Origin of the sequence: Terasakiella sp. (assembly GCF_048267425.1) — a bacterium.
GTDB lineage: Bacteria > Pseudomonadota > Alphaproteobacteria > Rhodospirillales > Terasakiellaceae > Terasakiella.
In genome coordinates this window covers 62,628-85,649 of record NZ_JBLWXN010000005.1, presented here as the reverse complement: position 1 = coordinate 85,649, position 23,022 = coordinate 62,628, and the positions used below count along the sequence as shown (strand labels likewise).

At 47.0% G+C, this 23,022-nt stretch carries 23 protein-coding genes and 2 tRNA genes; 8 read left to right on the top strand and 17 right to left on the bottom strand.

Annotated features, from left to right (window positions below; translation table 11 throughout):
- Positions 1 to 64: 64 nt before the first annotated feature.
- The 4 genes from ACN0VA_RS09675 to ACN0VA_RS09660 all read right to left on the bottom strand — a co-directional run bounded on the left by ACN0VA_RS09675 (position 65) and on the right by ACN0VA_RS09660 (position 4,682).
- On the bottom strand, positions 65 to 1,867 hold the full coding sequence (locus tag ACN0VA_RS09675; protein WP_417820948.1) for a PHA/PHB synthase family protein: 1,803 nt from the start codon (positions 1,865 to 1,867) through the stop codon (positions 65 to 67).
- 196 nt (positions 1,868 to 2,063) lie between these two features.
- The gene (gene hisN, locus ACN0VA_RS09670) at positions 2,064 to 2,828 is read right to left on the bottom strand and encodes a histidinol-phosphatase (protein ID WP_417820947.1); all 765 of its coding nucleotides are present in this window, start codon (positions 2,826 to 2,828) and stop codon (positions 2,064 to 2,066) included.
- A 3-nt stretch (positions 2,829 to 2,831) separates the two neighbouring features.
- Positions 2,832 to 4,298, bottom strand: a complete 1,467-nt coding sequence (locus ACN0VA_RS09665; protein ID WP_417820946.1) for an NAD-dependent succinate-semialdehyde dehydrogenase — start codon at positions 4,296 to 4,298, stop codon at positions 2,832 to 2,834.
- Positions 4,299 to 4,343: 45 nt separating this feature from the next.
- Complete coding sequence (locus tag ACN0VA_RS09660; protein ID WP_417820945.1) at positions 4,344 to 4,682, bottom strand: DUF1491 family protein; 339 nt, start codon at positions 4,680 to 4,682, stop codon at positions 4,344 to 4,346.
- A 43-nt stretch (positions 4,683 to 4,725) separates the two neighbouring features.
- On the opposite strand from ACN0VA_RS09660, the gene ACN0VA_RS09655 reads away from it, so the two are divergent.
- The 5 genes from ACN0VA_RS09655 (at position 4,726) to ACN0VA_RS09635 (ending at position 7,291) form a co-directional block, all read left to right on the top strand.
- Complete coding sequence (locus ACN0VA_RS09655; protein ID WP_417820944.1) at positions 4,726 to 5,136, top strand: HIT domain-containing protein; 411 nt, start codon at positions 4,726 to 4,728, stop codon at positions 5,134 to 5,136.
- Positions 5,137 to 5,162: 26 nt separating this feature from the next.
- A complete protein-coding gene (locus ACN0VA_RS09650) occupies positions 5,163 to 5,783 on the top strand; it encodes a TetR/AcrR family transcriptional regulator (protein WP_417820943.1) in 621 nt (206 codons plus the stop codon).
- Positions 5,784 to 5,929: 146 nt separating this feature from the next.
- Positions 5,930 to 6,103: a hypothetical protein gene (locus tag ACN0VA_RS09645; RefSeq protein WP_417820942.1), complete on the top strand. Its 174-nt coding sequence runs from the start codon at positions 5,930 to 5,932 to the stop codon at positions 6,101 to 6,103.
- A gap of 98 nt (positions 6,104 to 6,201) precedes the next feature.
- A complete protein-coding gene (locus tag ACN0VA_RS09640) occupies positions 6,202 to 6,522 on the top strand; it encodes a peptidylprolyl isomerase (protein WP_417820941.1) in 321 nt (106 codons plus the stop codon).
- Positions 6,523 to 6,619: 97 nt separating this feature from the next.
- Complete coding sequence (locus ACN0VA_RS09635; RefSeq protein WP_417820940.1) at positions 6,620 to 7,291, top strand: hypothetical protein; 672 nt, start codon at positions 6,620 to 6,622, stop codon at positions 7,289 to 7,291.
- A 114-nt stretch (positions 7,292 to 7,405) separates the two neighbouring features.
- Here the strand turns inward: ACN0VA_RS09635 and ACN0VA_RS09630 are convergent.
- The 10 genes from ACN0VA_RS09630 to ACN0VA_RS09585 all read right to left on the bottom strand — a co-directional run bounded on the left by ACN0VA_RS09630 (position 7,406) and on the right by ACN0VA_RS09585 (position 16,339).
- Positions 7,406 to 7,481: transfer RNA gene (locus ACN0VA_RS09630), tRNA-Glu, on the bottom strand.
- Between the two features lie 24 nt (positions 7,482 to 7,505).
- A tRNA-Glu gene (locus ACN0VA_RS09625) sits at positions 7,506 to 7,581 on the bottom strand.
- Positions 7,582 to 7,760: 179 nt separating this feature from the next.
- The gene (gene recJ, locus ACN0VA_RS09620) at positions 7,761 to 9,524 is read right to left on the bottom strand and encodes a single-stranded-DNA-specific exonuclease RecJ (RefSeq protein ID WP_417820939.1); all 1,764 of its coding nucleotides are present in this window, start codon (positions 9,522 to 9,524) and stop codon (positions 7,761 to 7,763) included.
- Between the two features lie 13 nt (positions 9,525 to 9,537).
- Positions 9,538 to 10,518: a class II fructose-bisphosphatase gene (gene glpX / locus ACN0VA_RS09615; RefSeq protein WP_417820938.1), complete on the bottom strand. Its 981-nt coding sequence runs from the start codon at positions 10,516 to 10,518 to the stop codon at positions 9,538 to 9,540.
- A gap of 32 nt (positions 10,519 to 10,550) precedes the next feature.
- Positions 10,551 to 11,843, bottom strand: coding sequence for a homoserine dehydrogenase (locus ACN0VA_RS09610; RefSeq protein WP_417820937.1), 1,293 nt, complete (start codon positions 11,841 to 11,843; stop codon positions 10,551 to 10,553).
- 48 nt (positions 11,844 to 11,891) lie between these two features.
- Entirely contained in the window at positions 11,892 to 13,088 is a 1,197-nt protein-coding gene (locus ACN0VA_RS09605) for an LL-diaminopimelate aminotransferase (RefSeq protein WP_417820936.1), read from the bottom strand.
- Positions 13,089 to 13,222: 134 nt separating this feature from the next.
- Positions 13,223 to 14,380, bottom strand: a complete 1,158-nt coding sequence (locus tag ACN0VA_RS09600) for an OmpA family protein (protein WP_417820935.1) — start codon at positions 14,378 to 14,380, stop codon at positions 13,223 to 13,225.
- A 128-nt stretch (positions 14,381 to 14,508) separates the two neighbouring features.
- Positions 14,509 to 15,036: a gamma carbonic anhydrase family protein gene (locus ACN0VA_RS09595; RefSeq protein ID WP_417820934.1), complete on the bottom strand. Its 528-nt coding sequence runs from the start codon at positions 15,034 to 15,036 to the stop codon at positions 14,509 to 14,511.
- 22 nt (positions 15,037 to 15,058) lie between these two features.
- A complete protein-coding gene (locus ACN0VA_RS09590) occupies positions 15,059 to 15,757 on the bottom strand; it encodes an alpha/beta fold hydrolase (protein WP_417820933.1) in 699 nt (232 codons plus the stop codon).
- Between the two features lie 18 nt (positions 15,758 to 15,775).
- Positions 15,776 to 16,339: a hydrolase gene (locus ACN0VA_RS09585; RefSeq protein WP_417820932.1), complete on the bottom strand. Its 564-nt coding sequence runs from the start codon at positions 16,337 to 16,339 to the stop codon at positions 15,776 to 15,778.
- Between the two features lie 125 nt (positions 16,340 to 16,464).
- Here ACN0VA_RS09585 and ACN0VA_RS09580 point away from each other — a divergent pair, with 125 nt between their 5' ends.
- Positions 16,465 to 17,949, top strand: a complete 1,485-nt coding sequence (locus ACN0VA_RS09580; protein WP_417820931.1) for a DEAD/DEAH box helicase — start codon at positions 16,465 to 16,467, stop codon at positions 17,947 to 17,949.
- A gap of 36 nt (positions 17,950 to 17,985) precedes the next feature.
- Here the strand turns inward: ACN0VA_RS09580 and ACN0VA_RS09575 are convergent, their stop codons facing one another.
- Both ACN0VA_RS09575 and ACN0VA_RS09570 read right to left on the bottom strand, forming a co-directional pair.
- The gene (locus tag ACN0VA_RS09575; RefSeq protein WP_417820930.1) at positions 17,986 to 19,122 is read right to left on the bottom strand and encodes a type III PLP-dependent enzyme; all 1,137 of its coding nucleotides are present in this window, start codon (positions 19,120 to 19,122) and stop codon (positions 17,986 to 17,988) included.
- Between the two features lie 65 nt (positions 19,123 to 19,187).
- Complete coding sequence (locus ACN0VA_RS09570; protein ID WP_417820929.1) at positions 19,188 to 20,657, bottom strand: PLP-dependent aminotransferase family protein; 1,470 nt, start codon at positions 20,655 to 20,657, stop codon at positions 19,188 to 19,190.
- A gap of 85 nt (positions 20,658 to 20,742) precedes the next feature.
- Between ACN0VA_RS09570 and ACN0VA_RS09565 the strand changes: the two genes are divergently transcribed.
- Together ACN0VA_RS09565 and ACN0VA_RS09560 are read left to right on the top strand one after the other, a co-directional pair.
- On the top strand, positions 20,743 to 21,363 hold the full coding sequence (locus tag ACN0VA_RS09565) for a pyridoxamine 5'-phosphate oxidase family protein (RefSeq protein ID WP_417820928.1): 621 nt from the start codon (positions 20,743 to 20,745) through the stop codon (positions 21,361 to 21,363).
- 69 nt (positions 21,364 to 21,432) lie between these two features.
- Positions 21,433 to 21,633 carry a hypothetical protein gene (locus tag ACN0VA_RS09560; protein WP_188664977.1) on the top strand — a complete coding sequence of 67 codons (201 nt, stop codon included), beginning with the start codon at positions 21,433 to 21,435 and terminating at the stop codon, positions 21,631 to 21,633.
- Between the two features lie 3 nt (positions 21,634 to 21,636).
- On the opposite strand, the gene ACN0VA_RS09555 is transcribed toward ACN0VA_RS09560, so the two are convergent.
- Positions 21,637 to 22,917, bottom strand: a complete 1,281-nt coding sequence (locus ACN0VA_RS09555; RefSeq protein WP_417820927.1) for a diguanylate cyclase — start codon at positions 22,915 to 22,917, stop codon at positions 21,637 to 21,639.
- Between the last annotated feature and the right edge of the window lie 105 nt (positions 22,918 to 23,022).

Genomic DNA, 23,022 nt, shown 5'->3' with positions numbered 1-23,022 from the left:
CAAAATGCATAAAAAAAGCTGAAAAGACAAAACTCTTTTCAGCTTTTTTTGTTTAATCATGGTGTCAATCCGTCATACGAACTTTGACATATGAGCCTGGAGCATCTTCAATCGGCTTATATTTTTTGCTTCCGACAGTTCGGGCATCAACCTTACCGCCACTGTGTCTGGCAATCCATTTTTTCCAATCCTGCCACCATGAACCCTCGTTCTGCTTAGCACCGGCTAGCCACTTATCCGGATCTGCCGGTTTGTTTGTATTCGTCCAATAGCCGTATTTTCCCGAATTTTCCGGGTTAATAATTCCGGCAATATGACCGGAACCACCCAAAACAAATTTCACAGGTCCTGAAACATGCTGTGTCAGAGAGTAAGTTGATTTCCAAGGTGCAATATGATCATCATGCGTGGAAATCATATACATAGGGGTTTCGATCTTACCCAAATCAATAGGAACACCGTTCAACTCAATTCCATTGGGTTCAATGAGCTTATTTTCCAAATACATTTTACGTAAATAGAACTTGTGCATCATCGCCGGCATACGGGTCGGGTCTGAATTCCAATAAAGCAAATCAAACGGGAAAGGTTCTTTCCCTAACAAATAGTTGTTAACGAAGAAAGACCAGACCAGATCATTCGCGCGTAACAGGTTAAAGACCTGCGACATTTGCGCCCCTTCCAGATAGCCTTTGCGTTCCATATGGGCATCCAGAATTTCCATTTGTTCTTCATCAATAAAGACGCGCAACTCACCACAATCTGTAAAATCAGTTAACGTGGTAAACAAGGTTGCAGATTTCACTTTATCCGCCTCCCCAATGGCCGCCAAATAAGCGAGCGTGCAACTCGTCAGCGTTCCACCGATGCAATATCCGGCGATATTAACCTGATCTGCACCTGTAATTTCTTGCACCACATCAATCGCATTTAAAGGACCTTCCTGCATGTAGCAGGAGAAATCTTTATGAGCGAGTTTTTCGTCCGGGTTGATCCATGAAATAACAAAGACCGTATGACCTTGATCAACAGCCCATTTGATCAGGGAGTTTTTCGGTTGAAGGTCCAGCACATAAAACTTATTGATCCACGGTGGAACAATTAAAAGCGGGTTTTTGGCGACTTTTTCCGTTGTTGGCTCATACTGCAAAAGCTGAATCAAGCCGTTCTGATAAACCACTTTCCCTGGCGTTGAAGCGACATTTTTACCCAATTCGAATGCCTTCACATCCGTCATGGAGACGCGCAGCTTGCCCTTACCTTCTTCCAAATCCTTGAGGAAATGATCAAATCCTTTTAACAGGCTTTGACCTTGCGTTTCGACCGCTTCCTTAATCACAGCAGGGTTGGTTGCTGCAAAGTTACTTGGTGCCATCGACTGAACAAAGTTACGAGTATAGAAATCAACTTTCTTTTGAGTGCTTTCGTCAATCCCGTTCACGTCAGACATCGTATTTTTGATCCAACGTGCCGTTAACAGATAATATTGTTTGACCGCATCAAAATAAATTTCTTCTTCCCATGCTTCATCTTTAAAACGCCGATCCCCGGGAACCGGTTTTGCAACAGGTTCTGTTTCCTGCCCGAGCATGCGCTGGGTCACATGTTGCCAAAGTGCCGTATATTCTTTCCATAAATCAGCTTGAGCCTGTGCAAGACGCTGTGGGTCCTGCATAAGCTGCGCCGAGGCCTTCAAAAACGCTTTGCCTACGACATAAGGGTCTGGAATCTGGAAACCGTCATCTTCAGCCTGACGCTCAAGAAACTTTGTCATTATACGCTGAGAACGCTCTGCAAAATCCTGCATAGAGTCCATGAGCTGTTGTTGATCGACATTCATCAAGTTTTGTTCTTGTTCTTGAGACAAACCCAAATCTCCCCTTTTTTTAATTTTTCAACTACGCAAGTGCAGTTCAATCTATTCTGTGCCCAATGTCAATTTGGGAACACACTTTTTTCACGCTAAGATAATGTCAGCCATACATAAAAGAATATACTTATGCATTTTCAGCCCACACAAGCTATTGATTTCACACGAAACAAAATGATACGTGCGGTAGCAGTTAGCTTTTCAAGAGTTCTAATGCTTGCTGGTGCAGTTGTGGTGTTGCAGCAGCTACAATGCGCCCATCCCAATTTAAGGTGACCTCTTCTCCATCCCAACCGGTGACGATTCCACCGGCGCCTTGAATAACGGGGACCAATGCCATCGCATCATAAGGCTGCAAACCTGCCTCAATCACTAAATCAATATGACCGGAAGCCAACAACGCATAGGCATAACAATCAGTCCCATAACGCGTACATTTAACTTTATCTTTTACACGACGAAAGCTGGCATCTTGATCTGCTGTAAACAGGTCAATATCGGTCGTAAATAAACTGGCTTGATCCAAATCCACGCCTGTACGAACTTGGCAATAGCTTCCGTTGTAGGTTGTACCGTTGGGGCTGCCCACCCAGCGTTCTTTCATCATCGGAACATCCAGCACACCGATTTGCGGCACACCCTTTTCCAAATAAGCAATCAAAGTGCCAAACCACGGTGCACCGCAAATAAAAGATCGCGTGCCATCAATCGGGTCCAGCACCCACATATGCACACCGTCCCCTTCTTTCACACCATGTTCTTCACCAAAAATACCATGCTCTTCAAAAGCTTGTTCGATCCGTTCGCGCATGGCTGCTTCAGCACTTCGATCAGCGATTGTTACAGGGCTATCATCGGCTTTATCAATCACCCCAACATTCCGCCTGAAATAAGGTTCAATAACGGCGCGGGATGTATCAGCAAGACTTGCTGCAAACTCAAGGATTTCCGTTGTCATGTTTTATTTATCCACTCCACCCATGCACAGGTATTTAATTTCAACAAAATCTTCGACACCATATTTAGAACCTTCACGGCCAATGCCAGACTCTTTTACCCCGCCGAAGGGGGCCGCTTCGGTTGAAATGATACCTTCATTGATACCGACAATACCGTATTCAAGACCTTCACTAACCCGCCAGATACGCCCGATATCGCGTGCATAAAAATAAGCCGCCAAGCCAAATGGTGTATCATTGGCCTTAACGATGACTTCTTCTTCGCTTTCAAACTTATAAAGTGGAGCAACAGGACCAAAAATTTCTTCATTGGCAATGCGCATGTCAGTTGTCACATCGGTAAGAATCGTGGGTTCATAGAACGTCCCGCCAAGATCATGGGCTTGACCACCGCAAACAACTTTCGCGCCTTTATCTTTGGCATCATCGACCAAACACTGCACTTTTTCCAACGCCGCCTTATTAATCAAAGGCCCCTGGGTCACACCATCCTGATCCCCTGAACCAACTTTGAAGGTGCGAACAGCACTTGCCAATTTTTGGGCGAATTCATCATAAACACCGGCTTGAACGAAAATACGGTTTGCACAAACACAGGTTTGCCCTGCATTGCGATATTTCGACGCAATCGCCCCCACAACCGCCGCATCCAAATCCGCATCATCAAACACAATAAACGGCGCATTGCCCCCAAGTTCCAATGAGACTTTCTTCACTTGGTCGGCGCACTGCTTCATCAACAGTTTGCCAACCGGAGTGGACCCTGTGAAACTGACTTTGCGAACAATCGGGTTACCGGTCAGTTCCCCACCGACCGCAACGGCATTTGGTTTATTACAGGTGACAACGTTAAACACGCCTTTTGGAACGCCCGCACGTTCGGCCAATTCCGCCAAGGCCAATGCACTCAACGGGGTATCTTCTGCAGGTTTGACAACGGCCGTACATCCAACAGCCAAAGCAGGCGCCACTTTGCGTGTAATCATCGCCAGCGGGAAATTCCAAGGTGTAATCGCACCAATAACCCCAATAGGCTGCTTGATGACAACAACTCGCTTATCTGCACCGTGTGCCGGGATAACGTCCCCATAAAGACGTTTTCCTTCTTCTGCAAACCATTCCACAAAAGAGGCCCCATAGATAACCTCGCCACGCGCCTCAGCCAAAGGCTTGCCTTGTTCAAGGGTCATCAACTGCGCAAGGTCTTCCTGATTTTGTAAAATCAGGTCGTACCACGCCCGCAAGATATTTGCGCGTTCTTTTGCTGTCTTTGAGCGCCAGGACGCTAAGGCCGAATTAGCCGCATCAATGGCATGTTTGGTTTCAGTCGCCCCCAAATCCGGCACGGCTGCAATTAATTCACCATTTGCAGGATTAAAAACATCAAACGTGTCACCATTATCGCTGTTACACCATTGACCATCAATATAGGCTTGAGTACGCAATAATTTTGGATCGGTAAGTTTCATATTTTCCTCCTGAAAAACGTTTGCTTGACGTTACCTGAGCCACACCTATTCGACAAGTGTCGCGTCCAGTTGGTATTGTTTTTTCGGATCTTCTATTTCCAAAACCCAAAGATCCGGGTCACGCGCCACTTGCCGGTTAATGTAGGCGTCACAGTCGCGTTCATCGACAAACCCGTTTTTCAAACCATGCATCCAGCCACGTTCTCCCTCGATTGTGGTTACAGGCACAAACACGGCACAACCTTCTGAAAAACGATTTAACTTCAAAAATACGGACCCAGAATCAGGATCTCCTTTACGAATAACCATTGCAGAAATAAAATTTATATCGCAAACACGCAATTGAGCTTGCACCCACAGTCCTGCTTTTAGCCGATCCGACACGTTTTTCTCCGGTCTTCATTAAATTAAAATTATAGGGAGCCCTATGTTTAAACTAAACGACAGAATTGACAACGACACGTTTGAAATTTGTAAACTTTCCTTATGTGAAGTGCGCTTGATGAATGATGCAAATTACCCTTGGCTTATCCTTATTCCGATGATGGAAGGACTAACTGAACTCCATCATATTCCCGCCGATCGACAATCTGAACTATATTCAGAAATCAATCAGGTTTCCCTGATTATGGAAGACCTTTTTGCACCTAAATCCCTGAACGTTGCTGCCCTTGGGAATGTCGTCAGTCAATTACATATTCACGTCATTGCCCGTTTTGAAAACGACCCCACCTGGCCCGGACCCGTCTGGGGGCAACACCCTGCCCGCCCTTATGAAGATAAAAACACACTCAATCGACTGGAAAATGCATTCAAGCAATTGCAATTTCACGCTTAAAGCGATAAAAGACTGCCATGAACACGATGACCACACGCCGAAAATCACGCATTCGCCAACGCAATGAGGACGCTATCCTCAAGGCGGCCGAGATCGTATTTGCCCGACGTGGGTTTGGTGCCGCAACAACGGCGGAAATTGCCAAACGGGCAGGCATCCCCAAAGCCAATTTGCACTATTATTTCAACACAAAAGAAGATTTATATACGCAAGTTCTGGAAAATATCCTTGGAACATGGCTGACGGCAGCCGACGATTTCAATGAAGAGCAAGACCCAAAATCCGCACTTGAAAACTACATCCGCACAAAAATCGAACTGTCCCGCACCCGCCCGGAAGCATCTAAAATTTTCGCCAAGGAAATTATTAGTGGGGCACCGTTTTTAAAAGATCATTTACGCGGTGATATCAATCCGTGGCTGGAAGAAAAGGGACGCATTTTCCAAAGCTGGATCGCGCAAGGAAAAATGGCACAGGTCAATGTCCCTCACCTGTTCTTCCTGATTTGGTCCATGACACAAACTTATGCCGATTTTTCCACACAAATCAGTATTGTTCTGGACAAAGAAAAACTGGAAAAGAAAGATTTCGAAACCGCTGGTGATATGATTCTTTCAATGGTTTTCGCCCTTTGCAATCTTAACTAAACTGTCATTTGTGTGATCTAGGTCACAGCTGTAAAACATCCCCCGTTATATTTATTTGTATGCCTCATCAATATAGGTGATGGCATACACATACGGTCTTTGTAAAACCCCGCTATCGGGATTACTAAAAAGAGCAGGATGAAAAAATGTTATCGAAAAAGTGGATGCGATCCGGCGAAGAACCGCGTCTCAAAGATATGCTAAATGATCCGATTATCGAATTGGTTATGGCCCGCGATAACCTGAACGCAAATGACGTTTGGCAGGTTGTCAATCAGGCAAAATCTCAAATCAATCAAATTGAATGTAACGCGGCCTAATTCTACCCTTTTCTTTTTAAGCGGAGAACTGTAGATTACCGTCAAAAGCGCCCTATGTTGGGGCGCTTATTATTTATCTAGGTATTGGAGATATCATCATGGCTGATCAAGTCGGCGCAGCACACATCCTTCTCATGTACGCAGGTTCAGCGCGTTCTACAGCAACACGCACTAAAGAAGAAGCCCTGCAACAGATTAAAGACATGAAAACCGAAATTGACAATGGCGCTGATTTTGGTGAACTGGCTCAACAGCATTCAGATTGCCCGTCTGGCGCAAGCGGTGGCGATCTTGGCACATTTGGTCGTGGCCAAATGGTCCCGGAATTTGAACAAGCTGCTTTCAACATGGAAGTCGGTGCGACAAGCGACGTTGTTGAAACTGATTTTGGTTACCACCTGATCCAGCGTACCGCGTAATCGTATTGCCGCAAAATTCATTTGCGCTTTCGCGTTATTTATTAAAAATGTTAGTGTGCCCCCAAAGGTGCACTAACATTTTTTTTTGGAGAAAAACATGAGCGGCGTTGACTTGGATCACCCCGAAGCCATTTTCGTAAAACGACTTGATGGCACCGGTTATGGTTTCTTCTATTCAACCCCTGCGCAATTTGATAATGCCGCCAATGGCTTTATCGGACCGATCAAAGCACGCATTCAACAAGAAGCCGCCGAAAAGAACGAAATCCCGGTAAACGCAGATGAACTTTGCCTCAAAGCCTCTATAAAGGCGATGGAACGCGTTTACGCCCCTGACTGGGATGATCAGGCCGGAATTGATGGAACACGCTGTGTGGCCGCATCCTGCGTTGCCGAAACCAAATGGGAAGACACCATTCCCCAATGCGTTGTCATCGAACAGGTCGGCGACGAAATCAGCATACGTGAAGGTTTTGAATTTCTAGAACATCCCGGTTATCCCTTAGGCATTGTCATTGGGTCCAAAGGGGATGGCGGCGGGTTATGCCGTTTTTATGATAGCGAAGATGAATTTCGACTGGTAGCCACCAAACCACCCTCTCCCCTTATTTGGCTCCCACAACTCATTTATCGGCTCTATGTACGTACCCCATCCATTATGACGGGGATTCCCACCCCAGATGAAGGCGGTAAAGGTATTGGTGTGGAATGTCATGCCTATAACCTCAACCGACAGGGGCAGTTGATCGAAAGACAACGTAAAAAATAAGCCATTTTGATTTTGGACGATTCCCCATCAGGGAATCCCAAATCTCCAGCTTCAGCAATCATAAAAAAATCGAGAACAAAAAAAGCGCCGCCAAAACTGGCAGCGCTTTTTGAATGGCGACCCCTACGGGACTCGAACCCGTGTTGCCGCCGTGAAAGGGCGGTGTCCTAGGCCACTAGACGAAGGGGTCATATTCAATTTTTTACCAACGGGATGGCGACCCCTACGGGACTCGAACCCGTGTTGCCGCCGTGAAAGGGCGGTGTCCTAGGCCACTAGACGAAGGGGTCATCGCCGTTGGTGAGGCGGGTTATAGACGATGCTTTCCGACCCCGCAAGACAAAAATTGCATTTTTGTCATTTTTTTTCTAAACAAATGATTCAAAAGAGCTTTTCTTCAAGAAAACTGCGCTTTTAAAGAGAAACAGTCCGATTAAAATTTTGCATAAAAAAAAGCAGCGTACCCGTATCAGGCATACGCTGCATCATCAATGAGCAACTGAACCGAGGTTCCCCCGCCCCAAGTATCCAGTTTCAATCGTCCCGCGATATGAAACTTTTTACCGCCATGATTTAACAACGCCTGCCCGAGATCCGTATCCAAGGCCCGAAAGGCTATGGCCTTCAAACGAACCCCATATTGATCGATTAAAAAACACCGTACATGATCTTTACCGACCACATCAGCGCGTTGCAAAGACATATGGTTTAAAATAAACCGGGGCTGAGGGTTTCCAGCCCCAAAGGGACCAACTTGTTCCAGTTCTTCGACCAAAGCCGGTGTGGCTGCGCTGGCTGCAATGACACCATCACATTTATAGGTTGGTCGAATATCCTGTTCCTCAATCTGCTGAGAAAGACGTTCATTAAGAAATGCGTTAAAATCATCCAGTTTCTCACGATGAACGCTAAAGCCAGCTGCCATTGCATGACCACCGCCTTTTAACAGCAAGCCAGATTGACGGGCCGCAATAATCGTTGTTCCAAGATCCACCCCCGTCACAGATCGGCCCGATCCATGCCCGATATCATTTTCATCAAAACTGATCACACAGGATGGCAGGCTGTAGCGTTCCTTCAGACGTGACGCAACAATTCCAATCACACCGGGATGCCAGCCCTGCCCGATGGCTAAAACAACACCGCGATGTTCCTGCCCATCAACCTGCTGAATTGCGTCATCCAAGACAGTCTGTTCAATTTCCTTGCGGTCTTTATTGTAACCATCTAGTTGCGCCGCAATTTCAGACGCCATACGGGCATTATCTGTCGAAAGCAAGGTCGCCCCCAGATAGGATTCACCGACACGCCCCCCCGCATTCACGCGTGGTCCCAGCACAAAACCAGCATGATAGGCTTCTGGTGTTTCATTGATACCTGCAACATCGACCAATGCTGCCAAGCCAGGATTGGCACGCCGCGCCATAACTTTTAACCCTTGTATCACAAAAGCTCTGTTCAAACCGACAAGGGGCACCACATCACATACGGTCCCCAAGGCAACCAGATCCAGCAATTGACGTAAATCCGGTTCTTTCCGCCCATCAACAAACCAGCCCGAATCACGTAAAGCGCGGTTGATCCCAATGGCAAAAATAAACGTCACCCCCACAGCCGCCAATTGGCTGTAGCGGCCATCTTCATCAAGACGTTTTGGGTTAATCACCGACACACAATCGGGTAATTTCACCTCGGCCTCGTGATGGTCGACAACGACGACATTTAAACCGATTTCGCGCGCATGGGATAAGGGATCGAATGCCGTTGTGCCACAATCCACTGTAACCACAGTTGTGACCCCCTGTTCCTTTAACGCATCCATCGCAGGCGCATTCGGGCCGTAGCCCTCTTCAAGTCGGTCCGGGATATAAATCGTCGATTTGGCACCAACGGCATTTAAGAAACGGCGAAACAATGCGGACGAGGTCGCCCCATCTACATCGTAATCCCCAAAAATAGCAATCAGTTCATCATTCTGAATGGCCTGACACAAACAATCCACGGCCTCTGCCATACCTTTAAAGCGGTTTGGATCAGGCAAAAGGTCCCGTAATGTCGGCGTTAAAAAAGTTTGCGCATCGTCCAGTGTCACATCCCGCGCCGCCATGACACGCCCCGTCAAGGCTGACACGTTCAGACGCTGGGACAACGTGATTGCCAAACGTTCGTCAAAAGATCGATCCTGCCAGCTTTTCCCGGAAATGGATAAGTCGATATCAAGTAAGTATGGCACTTTTTATACGCGCCTATTCTTCCAACACGCCAAGACGGGCAAGATCATGGTGCGCTTCGATAAAACGGATCGTACCACTGCGCGAATTCATAACCAACGAATGGGTTTGCGCACTATTGCCAGAACGTTGGACACCACGCAACAGCGCCCCGTCCGTCACCCCGGTTGCTGCAAACATCACCTGTCCCTGCACAAGATCGTTTAACGCATATTTACGTTCCAGATCTTCGACACCACTTTCAAAAGCAATACGGCGTTCATCCTGATTTCTGAACACCAGTCGCCCTTGAAACTGACCACCGATACACTTTAACGCAACAGCCCCCAGCACGCCTTCCAACGCACCACCAATACCGATATAAACATCGATCCCGCTGTGGGGTTGGCTGGTGGCGATGACCGCAGAGACATCCCCGTCAGGAATCAGCTTAATGCGAGCCCCTGTTGCACGAATGGTTTCGATAATCCCAACATGGCGCGGGCGTTCCAAGACACAAACAACAAGATCGGATACATCACAGCCTTTTGCATCCGCGATGGCCCGTAAGTTTTCTTCGGGTGTGGAATCAAGATCAATAATATTATGGGGCAGACCTCCGCCCACAGCGATTTTATTCATATAGACCGGCGGCGCTTGAAAAAGCTTGCCCCGCTCCGTCATAGCAACAATTGAAAGGGCGTTTGGCCCCCCTTTTGCTGCCGACGTAATGCATTCCAACGGTTCTAGGGCAAAGTCAATTTCGGGTCCAGCACCAAGGCCCACTTTTTCTCCGGTATAGAGAATGGGATTATGATCTTTATCCCCTTCGCCAATCACGACGCGACCATCTAATGACATGGCGTTCAAGGCATCGCGCAAGGCCTTGGCGGCTGTGCGATCAGCAAGTTCTTCGTCACCGCGCCCCATCAAAGAGGAAGACGCTATCGCAGCCGCTTCCGTTGCGCGCACGGCTTCAAGCGCCAAATTCCGGTTGATACCTGCCAATTGTGACATCAGCCAATCACTCCATTTTATATTTTACTCGCCTAGAAATCCTCAATACGGATCATACGGGGCGTTTCAACGACACTGTCCAAGGCGGCAATCCCGTTCAATGCATTCAGCATGGACTGTTCACTGGTTTCATGCAAGGTCAAAACCAGCGGCACAGGCTCACCCGGTGCACGATTACGTTGAACGATTGTTTCCATCGAAACATTGTTTGCTTTCAACACGCCCGCGACATCGGCAAACACACCCGGCTCATCAACCACCATCAAACGCACATAGTAAGACCCGTTGTGTCCTGTCAACGGTGCGGATTTCAGTTTTTCGAGCTTATCGGCGGCCACAGAAAAAGTTGGAACCTTCACGCCGCGCGCAACATCAACCAAATCGCCGACAACGGCTGACGCGGTTGGGCCTTCACCGGCACCACGACCTTGCAGAACAACCTGATCGACAAAGTTCCCTTCAACAACGACAGCATTGAAAACGTCTTCGACTTGCGAAATCGGTGCCTTTTTAGACACCATGCACGGATGAACACGCTGTTCTACCGACCCGTTTTGACGAGAGGCAATCCCCAACAATTTAATGCGGTAGCCCAACTCTTCGGCAAATTCGATATCAACCGGCGACACATGACGGATACCTTCGGTTTGCACACCATCAAAATCGACCTCGCAACCAAAGGCAACGCTGGTCAAAATCGCAAGTTTATGTGCGGCATCAATGCCATCCACGTCAAATGTCGGATCAGATTCTGCATATCCAAGGTCTTGAGCTTCAGACAAGATTACATCAAAATCGCGCCCGGTTTCACGCATATTGGTCAGCATATAGTTGCAGGTACCATTCAAGATACCGTAAACACGATCAACACCGTTGCCCGCCAATCCTTCACGCAAGGCTTTGATGATTGGAATGCCCCCAGCCACCGCCGCCTCATACATGATTGAGACACCTTTGGCCTCTGCTGTTTTGGCAAGTTCGGTTCCATGATGAGCAATCAGCGCTTTATTTGCCGTCACGACATGCTTGCCATGTTCAAGTGCTTTTTCACACAATGCTTTTGCAATGCCGTCTGATCCACCGATCAATTCGACAACAACATCAACATCATCATCAAGGGCCATATCTACCGGATTGTCATACCATGTAAACGAGTCCAGCGACACGCCGCGATCACGATGACGATCACGTGCACTTACCGCGCAGACCTCGATCGTGCGACCACAACGGGCCGAGATGATGTCTTTGTTATCACTCAATACTTTAATAACGCCAGCGCCGACAGTTCCCAACCCGGCGATAGCAATTTTCAATGGTTTATTCATGGTTCACTTAATCTGAATACAAAAGAAAACAAAAAGGACGAAAGAAGGTTATAGTGCTTCGCCTGCATTATGCGTTCGCATAAAGGTTTTGATATTACGTACGGCTTGGCGAATACGATGAACGTTTTCAACCAATCCAATTCTGACATATCCTTCGCCATGCTCACCAAATCCAACACCCGGTGCAACCGCTACCTGAGCTTCTTTCAATAACAATTTTGAAAATTCCAGGGAGCCCAAATGTGCGAATTTTTCCGGGATTGGCGCCCATGCAAACATGGTTGCAGGCGGGCTGGGAACATCCCATCCAGCCGCAGCCAAACCTTCGATCAAGACATCGCGGCGCTTTCTATAAATATCCCGGATTTCATCCACACAATCCTGCGGACCATTCAAGGCAGCAGCAGCAGCGACCTGAACAGGTGTAAATGCACCGTAGTCAAGGTAAGATTTAATCCGTGTCAGCGCACTGATCAGTTCTTTATTGCCTGTTGCAAAACCGATACGCCAACCTGCCATTGAGTAGGTTTTAGACATTGATGTAAATTCAACCGCGATATCCCAAGCGTTTTTGACTTGCAGAATGCTCGGCGGCGGATTGTCATCAAAATAGATTTCTGAATAAGCCAAGTCCGACAAAATCCAGATATTCTGAGAGCGGCAAAAATCAACAATCTCTTCATAAAAAGCCAAGTCACAAACACAGGCAGTCGGGTTGCTTGGAAAATTCAAAACAACCGCGGACGGCTTGGGTAAGCTATGTTGAACAGCACGCTTTAAGGCCTCAATCATCTCTTCACCCGGATAAGCCGGAATATTGCGAATAGATGCCCCCGCAATCATAAAACCGAAATGGTGAATGGGATAAGACGGGTTTGGCACCAAAATCACGTCACCCGGCGTCGTAATCGCAGACGCCAAGTTCGCCAGACCTTCTTTCGAGCCGAGCGTCACAACGGTTTCTGTTTCCGGGTCAACAGTGACGCCAAATCGACGTTCGTAATATTCTGCATGCGCCTTGCGTAAGCCTTTGATACCCCGAGAAACCGAATAGCCGTGTGTCTTGGGATTACGAACCGTTTCGACCAATTTTTCAACGATATGCGGTGGCGTCGGTGTATCCGGGTTCCCCATACCGAAATCAATGATGTCTTCCCCCGCCGCTCGCGCCGCCGCTTTCATTGCATTCACTTCAGCAAAGACATAGGGGGGCAAACGTTTGATACGGTGAAAATCTTGTACCATGACCTCAGGAGACCTTCTTCATAGGGTTAAAATAAAATAGGCTTTCCGCCAAATAACAGACATGTGTTAGACCACATGAACGCCAAAACGAAAAGCCTAAAATTGGGCTTGCAGACGATTTTCTTAATAAAAAATCAGTAATCCACAAAAATTTCCGTTCGGCGGTTCCCCGCCTCACCGGACGGCATCACTTCTTGATAAAGCGGCTGATGATCAGAAACACCACCAACAAAGAGATGTTCCCCAGGCAAACCTAAACTTAAAAGTTGGCGGGCAACACGGTCTGCACGCCCCATAGACATCTTGGCATTGACCGTTTCATGTTTTTGAACAGGCATATTCTGTGTCCGGGAACTGGCGTGACCGACAACGCGAATAACACCACCCTGTTGCTGATGAATACTGACAACTTCCTTTAGAATGCGGATATCTTCCTGTGTCAACTTTGCAGAACCATTGCCAAATTGAATGGTGGCAACCTGAAAAGAGCCATTAAACATTGACGGATTAAAGCTGGATAACGATTGCGCCCGACCTTCAACCACAACTGGCGGCTCAATCATCATCGCAGATGACAGCGTATCATACGCATCGCTTTGTACCGTCTGTGTCAAAGAGGCATAACGCTGCTGTTGGGCAGGTTGCATATAACTTGGAACCTGGCGATCAACACCTGTGCTGGATACGACAACCGTTTCATAAGGATGCATGCCATACGCAAGCGTATCGCTGCGTCCCATCGTCGTTACATTTTGATCCGGACGTGTCTGCGCAATATTTGCCGCATAAATCTCACTCACACTCCGCGTATCCGTTTGGCCAACCGGTTGAGCCGTTGTTGTCGGCGGTGTTAGTTTTAATTTAGGTGTTGTCGGTGAGCTTTCCGGCACACCGTTTGCGATCACGACAGGTTTTTGTGACTCTAAGGATTGTGAGCTGACAGGTGTACTGGGCGCTGCTTTGGGCGCGGGCGCTTGAACAACTTCAGCCGTTTTCTCCTCACCAAGCGGGTTTACCACCTCACCTTGACGCATAATGGGTTCGCCATACTTGCCTTCTGGGGCTTGTGCGGCAACAAAACCGGACCCAACGGCTTTTTTCTCGGCGTCGTTCTGCACATTACCATCCGCCGTCATATCGGCTTCATCGTCGGAGAAATATTCGACGGATGAGCGATACCATTCCACCGGGTTCACCGCATCGGGAACCGAAGAACAACCGACCAACAGCAAAGGTGCTGTCAATACTGCGGCTTGCGTCAAAAGCTTTTTCTTAAGCATTTTGGTGAACATTATTCATTCCTCGTTGATTCGCCCCAAGATGGAGGTGCTATTTTGCCCATTTCGCCGTTATACTAGCACGACTGTTACTCGCAATCTAAACCATTAGCATCATAAGGTTAATAGCAAATTATTTTTTTTTACGACTTTTCTGCTTTAAGGTACTCAGCGGCTACCTCAACATAGTGATCTGTCCCGAGTTTCAGGCCTGCAATTTGCTCTGCACTCAAGTCACGCATTTTCTTTGCCGGATTGCCGCCCCACAGTTCACCCGACTTGACCCGCTTGCCCGGTGCCACCAAAGCCCCGGCGGCGACCATTGCCCCGCCTTCGACAACCGCACCATCCAAAACAACCGCACCCATACCGACAAACGCACCATCTTCCAATGTGCAACCGTGGATAACCGCATTATGACCAACCAGTACATCATCTCCAATGTATGTGCCAAAACGATCCGCCGTTACATGAACAATTGTGCCATCCTGAATGTTTGAACGTGCCCCAATGCGGATTTTTTCAACATCACCTCGCAGAACACAACCGTACCAAATGCTTGATTGTGCACCGATTTCGACATCACCAATAAGGACCGCGTTTTCCGCAATAAAGGCATCCTGTGCGATTTTTGGTGTCATACCTTTATAAGAACGAAGGAGAGGTTTCATATTTTATTCCCTTATTTTAAATTCAGTTTTGCAGCCAATAACGCAACAATGCTGTCACAGCTTCCGGCTGTTCCATTGTCGATAAATGTCCACAATTTTCAATCTCTACTAATGCGGCCTGTGGTAATTTTTGCGCCATATCCCGCGCGATTTTAACAGGCGTCATTGTATCTTGCCGCCCAACCAAGACCAAGGTGGGACATGAAACAGTCGTCAACATATCGACGTAGTCCATTCGGTTCAGCAAGGCGGTTTGCTGGCGTAAGAATCCATCAACACCGACACGATGGGCCATTGCATCAATTGTTTTGACCAATTCTTCGTCTTCATATCGTGAAGGGTGTATCAAACGCCCAAGAATGCTATCCATAACCTCGCCAAGCCCGTGATCTTTTGCCCGTTCCATCGCCGAACGTCTGTAGTCTGCATGTTCAGGCAAATCCGCGTAAGGTGACGCATCCAGCAAGGCCAGTCGCGTGACGCGATCAGGCGCACGTTTGTATATTTCCAATGCGACATATCCACCCATTGACAACCCGGCCACACTAAACGGGCCTTCAGGAACAAGGGCCAACGCACTTTCCGCAAAAGACTCGATGCTGTCACCATGTGTAAAGTCAGTAACTTTCAAATTACACTCGGGACCAAGATATTCCAATTGATGACGCCATAGACTGCGATCACACAAGAGCCCCGGTAGCAAGAGAACCGTTTCTTTCATATTTTATCTTTCCATTTTTTATTTAATGAGCGGTAAAACTTGCTTAAACGGGTCTGTACCTGCGCGTCCCAACCATTCGAACAAGACCATTTCAGTGCTTACGATTTGTGCACCACATTGGCGCATACGTGCCAATCCCAGCTCTTTATTATCCATCGTGCGCGAGGCCACAGCATCCGCCACAACAAAGACCTGATAGCCGTCATCCAATAAATCCAGCACTGTTTGCAACACGCAAACATGCGTCTCCATACCCCCGACAATCAATTGATGACGCCCGGATTGTGCAAGTGCCTGTTGGATAGCCCCCTCCTCCATGCAAGAAAATGTCATCTTTTCAAAGACACGATCTTTATCAATTAATGCAGAGAGTGGATCAACGGTGTGTCCAATACCTTGGGGGTATTGCTCGCTAACTAACGAGGGAACTTCAAGCAAGCTTGCCGCCTGTAACAGCTTGGCATTATTGGCGATCGCCGTCTCGCCATTGGTCATAGCGGGCGCTAGTTTTTTCTGAACGTCGATTACAAAAAGCAAACTCTTCGTTGCTGAAATTCGATGCGCCATATCTGTTTGCCTCATTTTATTTATCCATTTTGCAGACAATCTAACCTACTTTGAAAGCACAGGGAAGGAGCATGATCATTGACTTCTGAGCATAATCACCTAATATCCGGCGACAAATGATATTGAGGAAAGATGTATTTATGAATTTTGCGGACCTTGGGCTAAGCGACGAACTATTATCGGCCGTGTCAGACGCGGGATACGAGACACCGACACCTATTCAGGCGCAAGCTATACCGCAAGTTCTTATGGGACGCGACATTATGGGATGCGCCCAAACAGGTACAGGGAAAACAGCCTCTTTTACCTTGCCGATGATTGACATTCTTGCCAGTGGGCGTGCGCGCGCACGGATGCCGCGTTCCCTTATTCTTGCCCCAACACGCGAACTCGCAGCCCAGGTTGCACAAAATTTTGAGACCTACGGCAAAAACAGCAAACTTTCTATGGCGCTTTTGATTGGTGGAACATCAATGGGCGATCAGATGAAAATCATCGACCGTGGTGTGGATGTGCTGATTGCAACACCGGGGCGCCTGCTTGACCTGTTTGAACGCGGCAGTTTGATTTTGCGTGATGTTAAAATTTTGGTAATCGACGAAGCAGACCGAATGATGGACATGGGTTTCATCCCGGATGTCGAAAAAATTGTCTCTTTGTTACCACAAATCCGCCAGACCCTTTTCTTCTCTGCCACAATGGCAACAGAAATCAAGAAACTGGCTGACAAATTTCTGATGAACCCAAAAGAAATCAGTGTCTCAAAACCGGCGACAACAGCCGAAACCGTTCGCCAAGGGCTTATGATGGTTGATTGCAAACCACATGATGGCAAAACAAAACGCACCGCCCTGCGCGCGCTGATCGACAGTGAAGACGTTAAAAATGCGATCGTTTTTTGCAATCGCAAGCGCGATGTCGGTATCGTCTACCGATCTTTAAACAAGCATGGCTACAATGCTGGCCAAATGCACGGCGATATGGTCCAATCTGCGCGAATGGAAACTTTGGACAAATTTAAAAACGGCGAGATCACTATTTTAGTCTGTAGTGATGTTGCGGCACGCGGACTGGACGTTCCGGCACTCAGCCATGTTTTCAATTACGATTTACCGAGCCATGCTGACGATTATGTCCACCGCATTGGACGTACAGGTCGTGCAGGTAAAGACGGCACTGCCTTGAGCCTTACCACACCGTCAGAAAAGAAACAGCTCGCTGCCATCGTCAAACTGATTGGCAATAAAATTCCACCGGTTAAACTTGATGCTGTCCAACCCGTTGAAGAAAAGAAAGCCCCGGCCCCGAAACGGGAAAAAGAGCGCGAGAATACAAGAACACGGGAACGCCCACAGCGGGGAGCACGGAAAACAACGGATGCCGTCATGGTTCAGGAAGAACCTGCTGATGGTGTTATCATTGGAATGGGGGCACACACACCGGCCTTTTTGTTAAGACCCGTGGTTTTGGATTGTAGCGCGTCTGCACAATCCGAAGAAAAGTCTACTCCTCGTAAAAAAGCACCTGCAAAGAAAACAACACGCCGCGCAAGCACAGCAAAAGCCAAACCGCGTGCAAAAAAGAAAACGGAAACAACGACTGAAGAAAAAACGGCCCAAGAATAAATCCTGAGCCGTTTTGTTCCTTTGCAGAACGATTTCCTAGATGAAATATTCTTTCGGTGGTTCAAAACCATTGAAACCTTGCGACGCGTACATGGTTGTGTAAGCCCCTGTCGATAAAATATTAATCTTATCACCCGTCTTAAGTGCCAACGGCAGTTGGAAATAAGTCCGTTCATAAAGCGTATCGCAACTATCACAAGTCGGTCCTGCGACAATTACCGGACCCATTTCCTGATCATCATATTCGGTGACCATTTGATAGACGATGGATTCATCAATGGTTTCTGCCAGACCACCAAATTTGCCGACATCCAAATAGACCCAGCGAATTTCTTCCGCAAAGTCTTTAATGGAAACACAAACCACTTCACTTTGCAGGACACCAGCTTCAGCAACGATATAACGCCCCGGTTCCATATAAATTTCCGGCCAGTTTTCGCCAAACGAAGCCGTCATATGTTCCTTGATGTAATCAACAAATTCTTCCAATGACGGAATATCTTCTTGATAACGTGCAGGGAAACCACCACCGATGTTGATCATTTTCAACTGGATACCACCTTCGCCCAACGCATCAAACAAAGTTGCAACGTCACTGATCGCTTTGGCCCAGTGTGCCGGGTCCAATTGCTGGGAACCAACATGGAAAGACACCCCAAAAGGCACCAGCCCTTTCGCCTTTGCCTGCATCAAAAGCTCATGCGCCATCGCTGAAGAACAACCGAATTTGCGCGATAGGGGCCAGCTTGCCCCTGCACCGTGACGGTTGACCAAAATACGGCAGTAAACACGCGAACCAGGGGCCACTTCTGCAATTTTGTCCAGCTCATCAGCGCTATCCAAGACAAACAGGTCAACACCCTGATCAAAGGCTGCTTTAATGTCTTTTTTCTTTTTCAATGTATTCCCAAACGAAATACGTTTCGGGTCGACGCCGATCTCCAGACATTGCATAATTTCGCCCAGACTCGCCGCATCAAAACGCGAGCCCAATTGATTGAGGCGTTCCAAAATCGGCTTAGCCGGATTGGCCTTCATGGCATAATAGATATGGCCTTCACTAAAAGCAGAATTCAATCGCTTATAACGATCTTCAACCACATCCAGATCGACAACCAAAAATGGACTATCCTTTTCGGCGTCTTTCAGAAAAGCTTCAATTTTCGGCGTCATTTTGAGCCCTCCATAAAAAAAAGTTTGCGCCTTATAAGGCTATTTTTGAGAAATAAAAGCGTTTTTTATATTTCGCTTATTTTTTTTTGGATGTGTTGCAAACCTGCGTCTATTGCGGCTTCATCAAATCCGGCGAATCCCATGACAAGACCTTGTTTTTTCACGCCTAATTTATAAAACGAACTAAGCGGCCTTGTAATAACACCACATTGGCGTAAGTCTTCTGAAAGTACGATATCGTCAATTTCCTTCTTAAACAACAGGCAAATGTGCAAACCGCCATCTGCCGGAATAATGAAACAGTCCTTGGACAACCGTAATTCAACTTGCTTTAGAAGATAATGACGGCGTTCTCTATATAATTTTTTCATCCGTCGCAGATGGCTGTCAAAGTATCCTTCCTTAAAAAAGTCGGCCAAAACTGCCTGATGCAGGATTGATGCATGACCGTCGATATAAGATTTTGCAGCAATAAACGCATCAACAAGTTTTCTCGGCACAACAACGTACCCTAAACGCAAGGCAGGGAAAACGATTCGACTGAACGTGCCGACATATATCACCCTTCCATCACGATCCAGACCTTGTAAAGAGGATAAGGGCGGACCATCAAAACGAAACTCACAATCAAAATCATCTTCGACAATCCATGAACGCTTTCGCCTTGCGAGATCCAACAAATCAAAACGACGCGCAAGCGACATGGTGGTTCCCAGCGGATAATTCCGCGACGGGGTTACCATAATACTTTTTAAATCTGTTAAGTTTTCCAGAGGGTCCGTACATATACCTTCATCATCCAATGCAACAGGAATGATCTGTGCACCGCCCCCTAAAACAACCCCATTCATGCCGGGAAATGCGGGATCTTCAACCGCAATTTGATCACCCTCTTCCCATAAAACCCGACTTATCAAATCCAAGCCCTGCTGTGCCCCGGACACGATAACAATTTGATCCGCCTCACACGACATACCACGGGTCTTTCGCAAATATTTTGCCAATTCCTGACGCAAAGGTTCATAACCCGTGGGGTCGCCCTCCATCGCCAATCGGGGACCACTCAGGCGCCATCGACGTGACAACAGGCGCGCCCAAATATCAAAGGGGAATTGATCCAACGCAGGACGTCCCGGTGAAAAAGCCCGTTCACCACCAAAACGATGATGTTGCTTGCGTACACCCAACCAATGCTGCACCCGTCGTGCAATATCCGGTGTGCGTTCATCAACATCGTCTGAACTTGAAATTTGGGGAAGATGAGCATGCCCGATATCTTCACTCACATAAACGCCGTCCCCCTGACGACTTTGGATAAAACCATCGCTTTGCAAAATATCAAAGGCTTGCATGACCGTATTTCTTGAAATGGAAAGTTCCTTCACGATTTTTCGACTGGGCGGAAGTTTTTCACCACCAGATAACTTTCCCGACAACATCAGGTCACGCAATACGACATAAAGCGCCCTATATTTAGGAGCCTCCATATTTATCTGCCACGCATTTTTTAGATAAGTGAGCTGTAACTCGCTCATAATTGGACCTTATAATTTATAATAATTGGCACTTTTAACCATACCAATTATGTCTCATCTTCCTTTTTACAGAAAGGAGAAAATGATGTCTGAATTCCCAATTACAAAACGCACGACCTTAAAACGGGGACATAAACGTGCCAATCACCAAAGTGAAATGATACACGCCATTTTGGATGAGGCTTATCTTTGTCATGTCGGTGCAAAAATGAGTGACCGCCCGATGGTGCAACCCACCATTCATTGGCGCGAAGGCAATAAGCTTTACATCCACGGTTCAAGCAAAAACGGGTTATTCCAAACCTTGATTGACGGGGAAGAGGCTTGCATCAATGTCACCTTGTTGGATGGTTTAGTCATGGCGCGGTCTTCTTTCCACCACAGTGCCAATTATCGTAGTGTTATGGTTTTTTCCAAAGCAAAACTCATCACCGAACCTGATGAAAAATTACGTCTCCTCAATCTTATGATGATGAAAATCACACCGGAACGCTATGACGGTATTCGTGAACCAAATGATAATGAACTAAAAGCCACCGCTGTTCTGGAATTTGATATCACAGAATCATCCGCTAAAATCCGAACGGGTCCACCCGTCGATGATGAAGACGATTACGCCCTGCCCGTCTGGGCTGGTGTGATCCCATTAAGCCTGCAAAAAGGTGCACCGATCAATGACCCGCGTTGGGAAAACGATCATAATTGATCTTTCCCATTTTTCAGCCGCCGATTTTTTGTTATTCTAACGATTATGGCGGCTGAAAAGGATTGTAAAATGGGTGGCTGGAATTGTCCCAACGAAGTAAAAGGCCAATGCAAACATGTGCCCGGTTATAAATGTGACCCAGGTATGAAGGGGTGTGTTCTCTTTGGTAAGTTTCGTTTTGCAAACACTGACAAAAACAGCCCAAGCAAGGAGCGTGAACGTCAGGAAGCGCTGGATGCGCATATCGCCAAAAATTTCAACAATCGCTAATCGTCAATCCCAAACAATCCGGTTACGGCCTGTGTTTTTCGCTTTATAGAGGCGTTCATCAGCTATGTTCAACGCCTCTTCATAGGTTTGGCCAGCCTTCCATTCTGCCAACCCGCCACTGACCCTCATGGTTAATTCCTGATCATTTGCGATCTTTAACACATTGCTTTCAACGCGGGTACGGATACGCTCTGCCAGAACCTTCGCACCTTCAAAACTTGTTTCAGGCAACAAAACCACGAACTCTTCGCCACCAATCCGCCCTAGCGCATCACTTGTCCGTAACGTTTCACCAATCAATGAAACCAGCTCCTTTAACGCATCGTCCCCAACCTCATGGCCAAACGTATCGTTAATCTTTTTAAAATGGTCAATATCAAGCATAAGGATGGAAATTGGCTTTTTATTACGCTTTGAACGTTGTTGTTCATCTAGCGCACGCGCACTTAACGCACGACGATTAAGGGTGCCCGTCAAATAATCTGTCCGGGCAGCTTCCTCTAGGGCTTTCTCCATTTTTTTACGTTCTGCAATATCATTAAACGCAACGAAGAAGACGTTTTCATCCAACAGACGCAAGGGAGTTGCGGAAATAAGAGCTGTGAAAACTTCGCCTGATGATTTTTTAAGATCTAACTCTTCATTACTGATAAGGTTTGAATGTTTTAGCTTATTGATCATCCCTTTACGCTTTTCGGGTCGCGCATAAACATCTTTTGCGTGTGTTTTCGAGACATTTTCCTGCGCAATTTCAAGAATTTTACAGGCATGATCATTCATTTCGATTAACATTCCCGTATCAATAGATGATAATAAATAGGGAACGGGAAGGGCGGCCAACACTTTCTTCAGTCGGTCTTTCTCCTCCTCAACCTGTCGATAAAACTGTCGAGCCATCAATTGATTTTTTACCCGCGCCAAAACTTCCGGCATTTGCAGGGGACGAGGAATATAATCGGATGCACCAACTTCAAAACCCTTAATTTTACTTTCAACCGTATCCGTGGCCGTAATAAAAATCACGGGCACGTCAGCCGTATCCGGTGATTTTTTCAATTGCTGGCAAACCTCAAACCCATCCAATCCAGGCATCTGCACATCAAGCAGGATCAAATCAGGCGTTTTTTCAGCGATACTGGATAAGGCCTCTTCACCGCTTCTCGCCCCACGTACAACATAGCCGTTTGTTGTGAGCACATGAGTCAGAACCTTCAGATTGATAAGGTTATCATCTACAATAAGAATTTCGCATCCTTCAAATGTTCGGGCGACATCCCACACCATAAAACCCAACCTCACTCAATTACAGTCACGACGTTTTCGCAAAACATAATTCTAAAATATAGAAGATGAGCGATAATAAAAGCTTAAAGTGAAATAGCTTATATA

Coding starts and splice junctions, on each gene's coding strand:
- hisN (WP_417820947.1), bottom strand. CDS start 2,828: ATGACAACGGAAATCCTTGAGTTTGCAGCAAGTCTTGCTGATACATCC.
- ACN0VA_RS09570 (WP_417820929.1), bottom strand. CDS start 20,657: ATGAGCGAGTTACAGCTCACTTATCTAAAAAATGCGTGGCAGATAAAT.
- ACN0VA_RS09590 (WP_417820933.1), bottom strand. CDS start 15,757: ATGAAAGAAACGGTTCTCTTGCTACCGGGGCTCTTGTGTGATCGCAGT.
- ACN0VA_RS09585 (WP_417820932.1), bottom strand. CDS start 16,339: ATGAGGCAAACAGATATGGCGCATCGAATTTCAGCAACGAAGAGTTTG.
- ACN0VA_RS09600 (WP_417820935.1), bottom strand. CDS start 14,380: ATGTTCACCAAAATGCTTAAGAAAAAGCTTTTGACGCAAGCCGCAGTA.
- ACN0VA_RS09555 (WP_417820927.1), bottom strand. CDS start 22,917: ATGGTGTGGGATGTCGCCCGAACATTTGAAGGATGCGAAATTCTTATT.
- ACN0VA_RS09665 (WP_417820946.1), bottom strand. CDS start 4,298: ATGAAACTTACCGATCCAAAATTATTGCGTACTCAAGCCTATATTGAT.
- ACN0VA_RS09655 (WP_417820944.1), top strand. CDS start 4,726: ATGTTTAAACTAAACGACAGAATTGACAACGACACGTTTGAAATTTGT.
- ACN0VA_RS09560 (WP_188664977.1), top strand. CDS start 21,433: ATGGGTGGCTGGAATTGTCCCAACGAAGTAAAAGGCCAATGCAAACAT.
- ACN0VA_RS09605 (WP_417820936.1), bottom strand. CDS start 13,088: ATGGTACAAGATTTTCACCGTATCAAACGTTTGCCCCCCTATGTCTTT.
- ACN0VA_RS09645 (WP_417820942.1), top strand. CDS start 5,930: ATGTTATCGAAAAAGTGGATGCGATCCGGCGAAGAACCGCGTCTCAAA.
- ACN0VA_RS09580 (WP_417820931.1), top strand. CDS start 16,465: ATGAATTTTGCGGACCTTGGGCTAAGCGACGAACTATTATCGGCCGTG.
- ACN0VA_RS09610 (WP_417820937.1), bottom strand. CDS start 11,843: ATGAATAAACCATTGAAAATTGCTATCGCCGGGTTGGGAACTGTCGGC.
- ACN0VA_RS09575 (WP_417820930.1), bottom strand. CDS start 19,122: ATGACGCCGAAAATTGAAGCTTTTCTGAAAGACGCCGAAAAGGATAGT.
- ACN0VA_RS09650 (WP_417820943.1), top strand. CDS start 5,163: ATGACCACACGCCGAAAATCACGCATTCGCCAACGCAATGAGGACGCT.
- ACN0VA_RS09565 (WP_417820928.1), top strand. CDS start 20,743: ATGTCTGAATTCCCAATTACAAAACGCACGACCTTAAAACGGGGACAT.
- glpX (WP_417820938.1), bottom strand. CDS start 10,518: ATGTCACAATTGGCAGGTATCAACCGGAATTTGGCGCTTGAAGCCGTG.
- ACN0VA_RS09640 (WP_417820941.1), top strand. CDS start 6,202: ATGGCTGATCAAGTCGGCGCAGCACACATCCTTCTCATGTACGCAGGT.
- ACN0VA_RS09635 (WP_417820940.1), top strand. CDS start 6,620: ATGAGCGGCGTTGACTTGGATCACCCCGAAGCCATTTTCGTAAAACGA.
- ACN0VA_RS09595 (WP_417820934.1), bottom strand. CDS start 15,036: ATGAAACCTCTCCTTCGTTCTTATAAAGGTATGACACCAAAAATCGCA.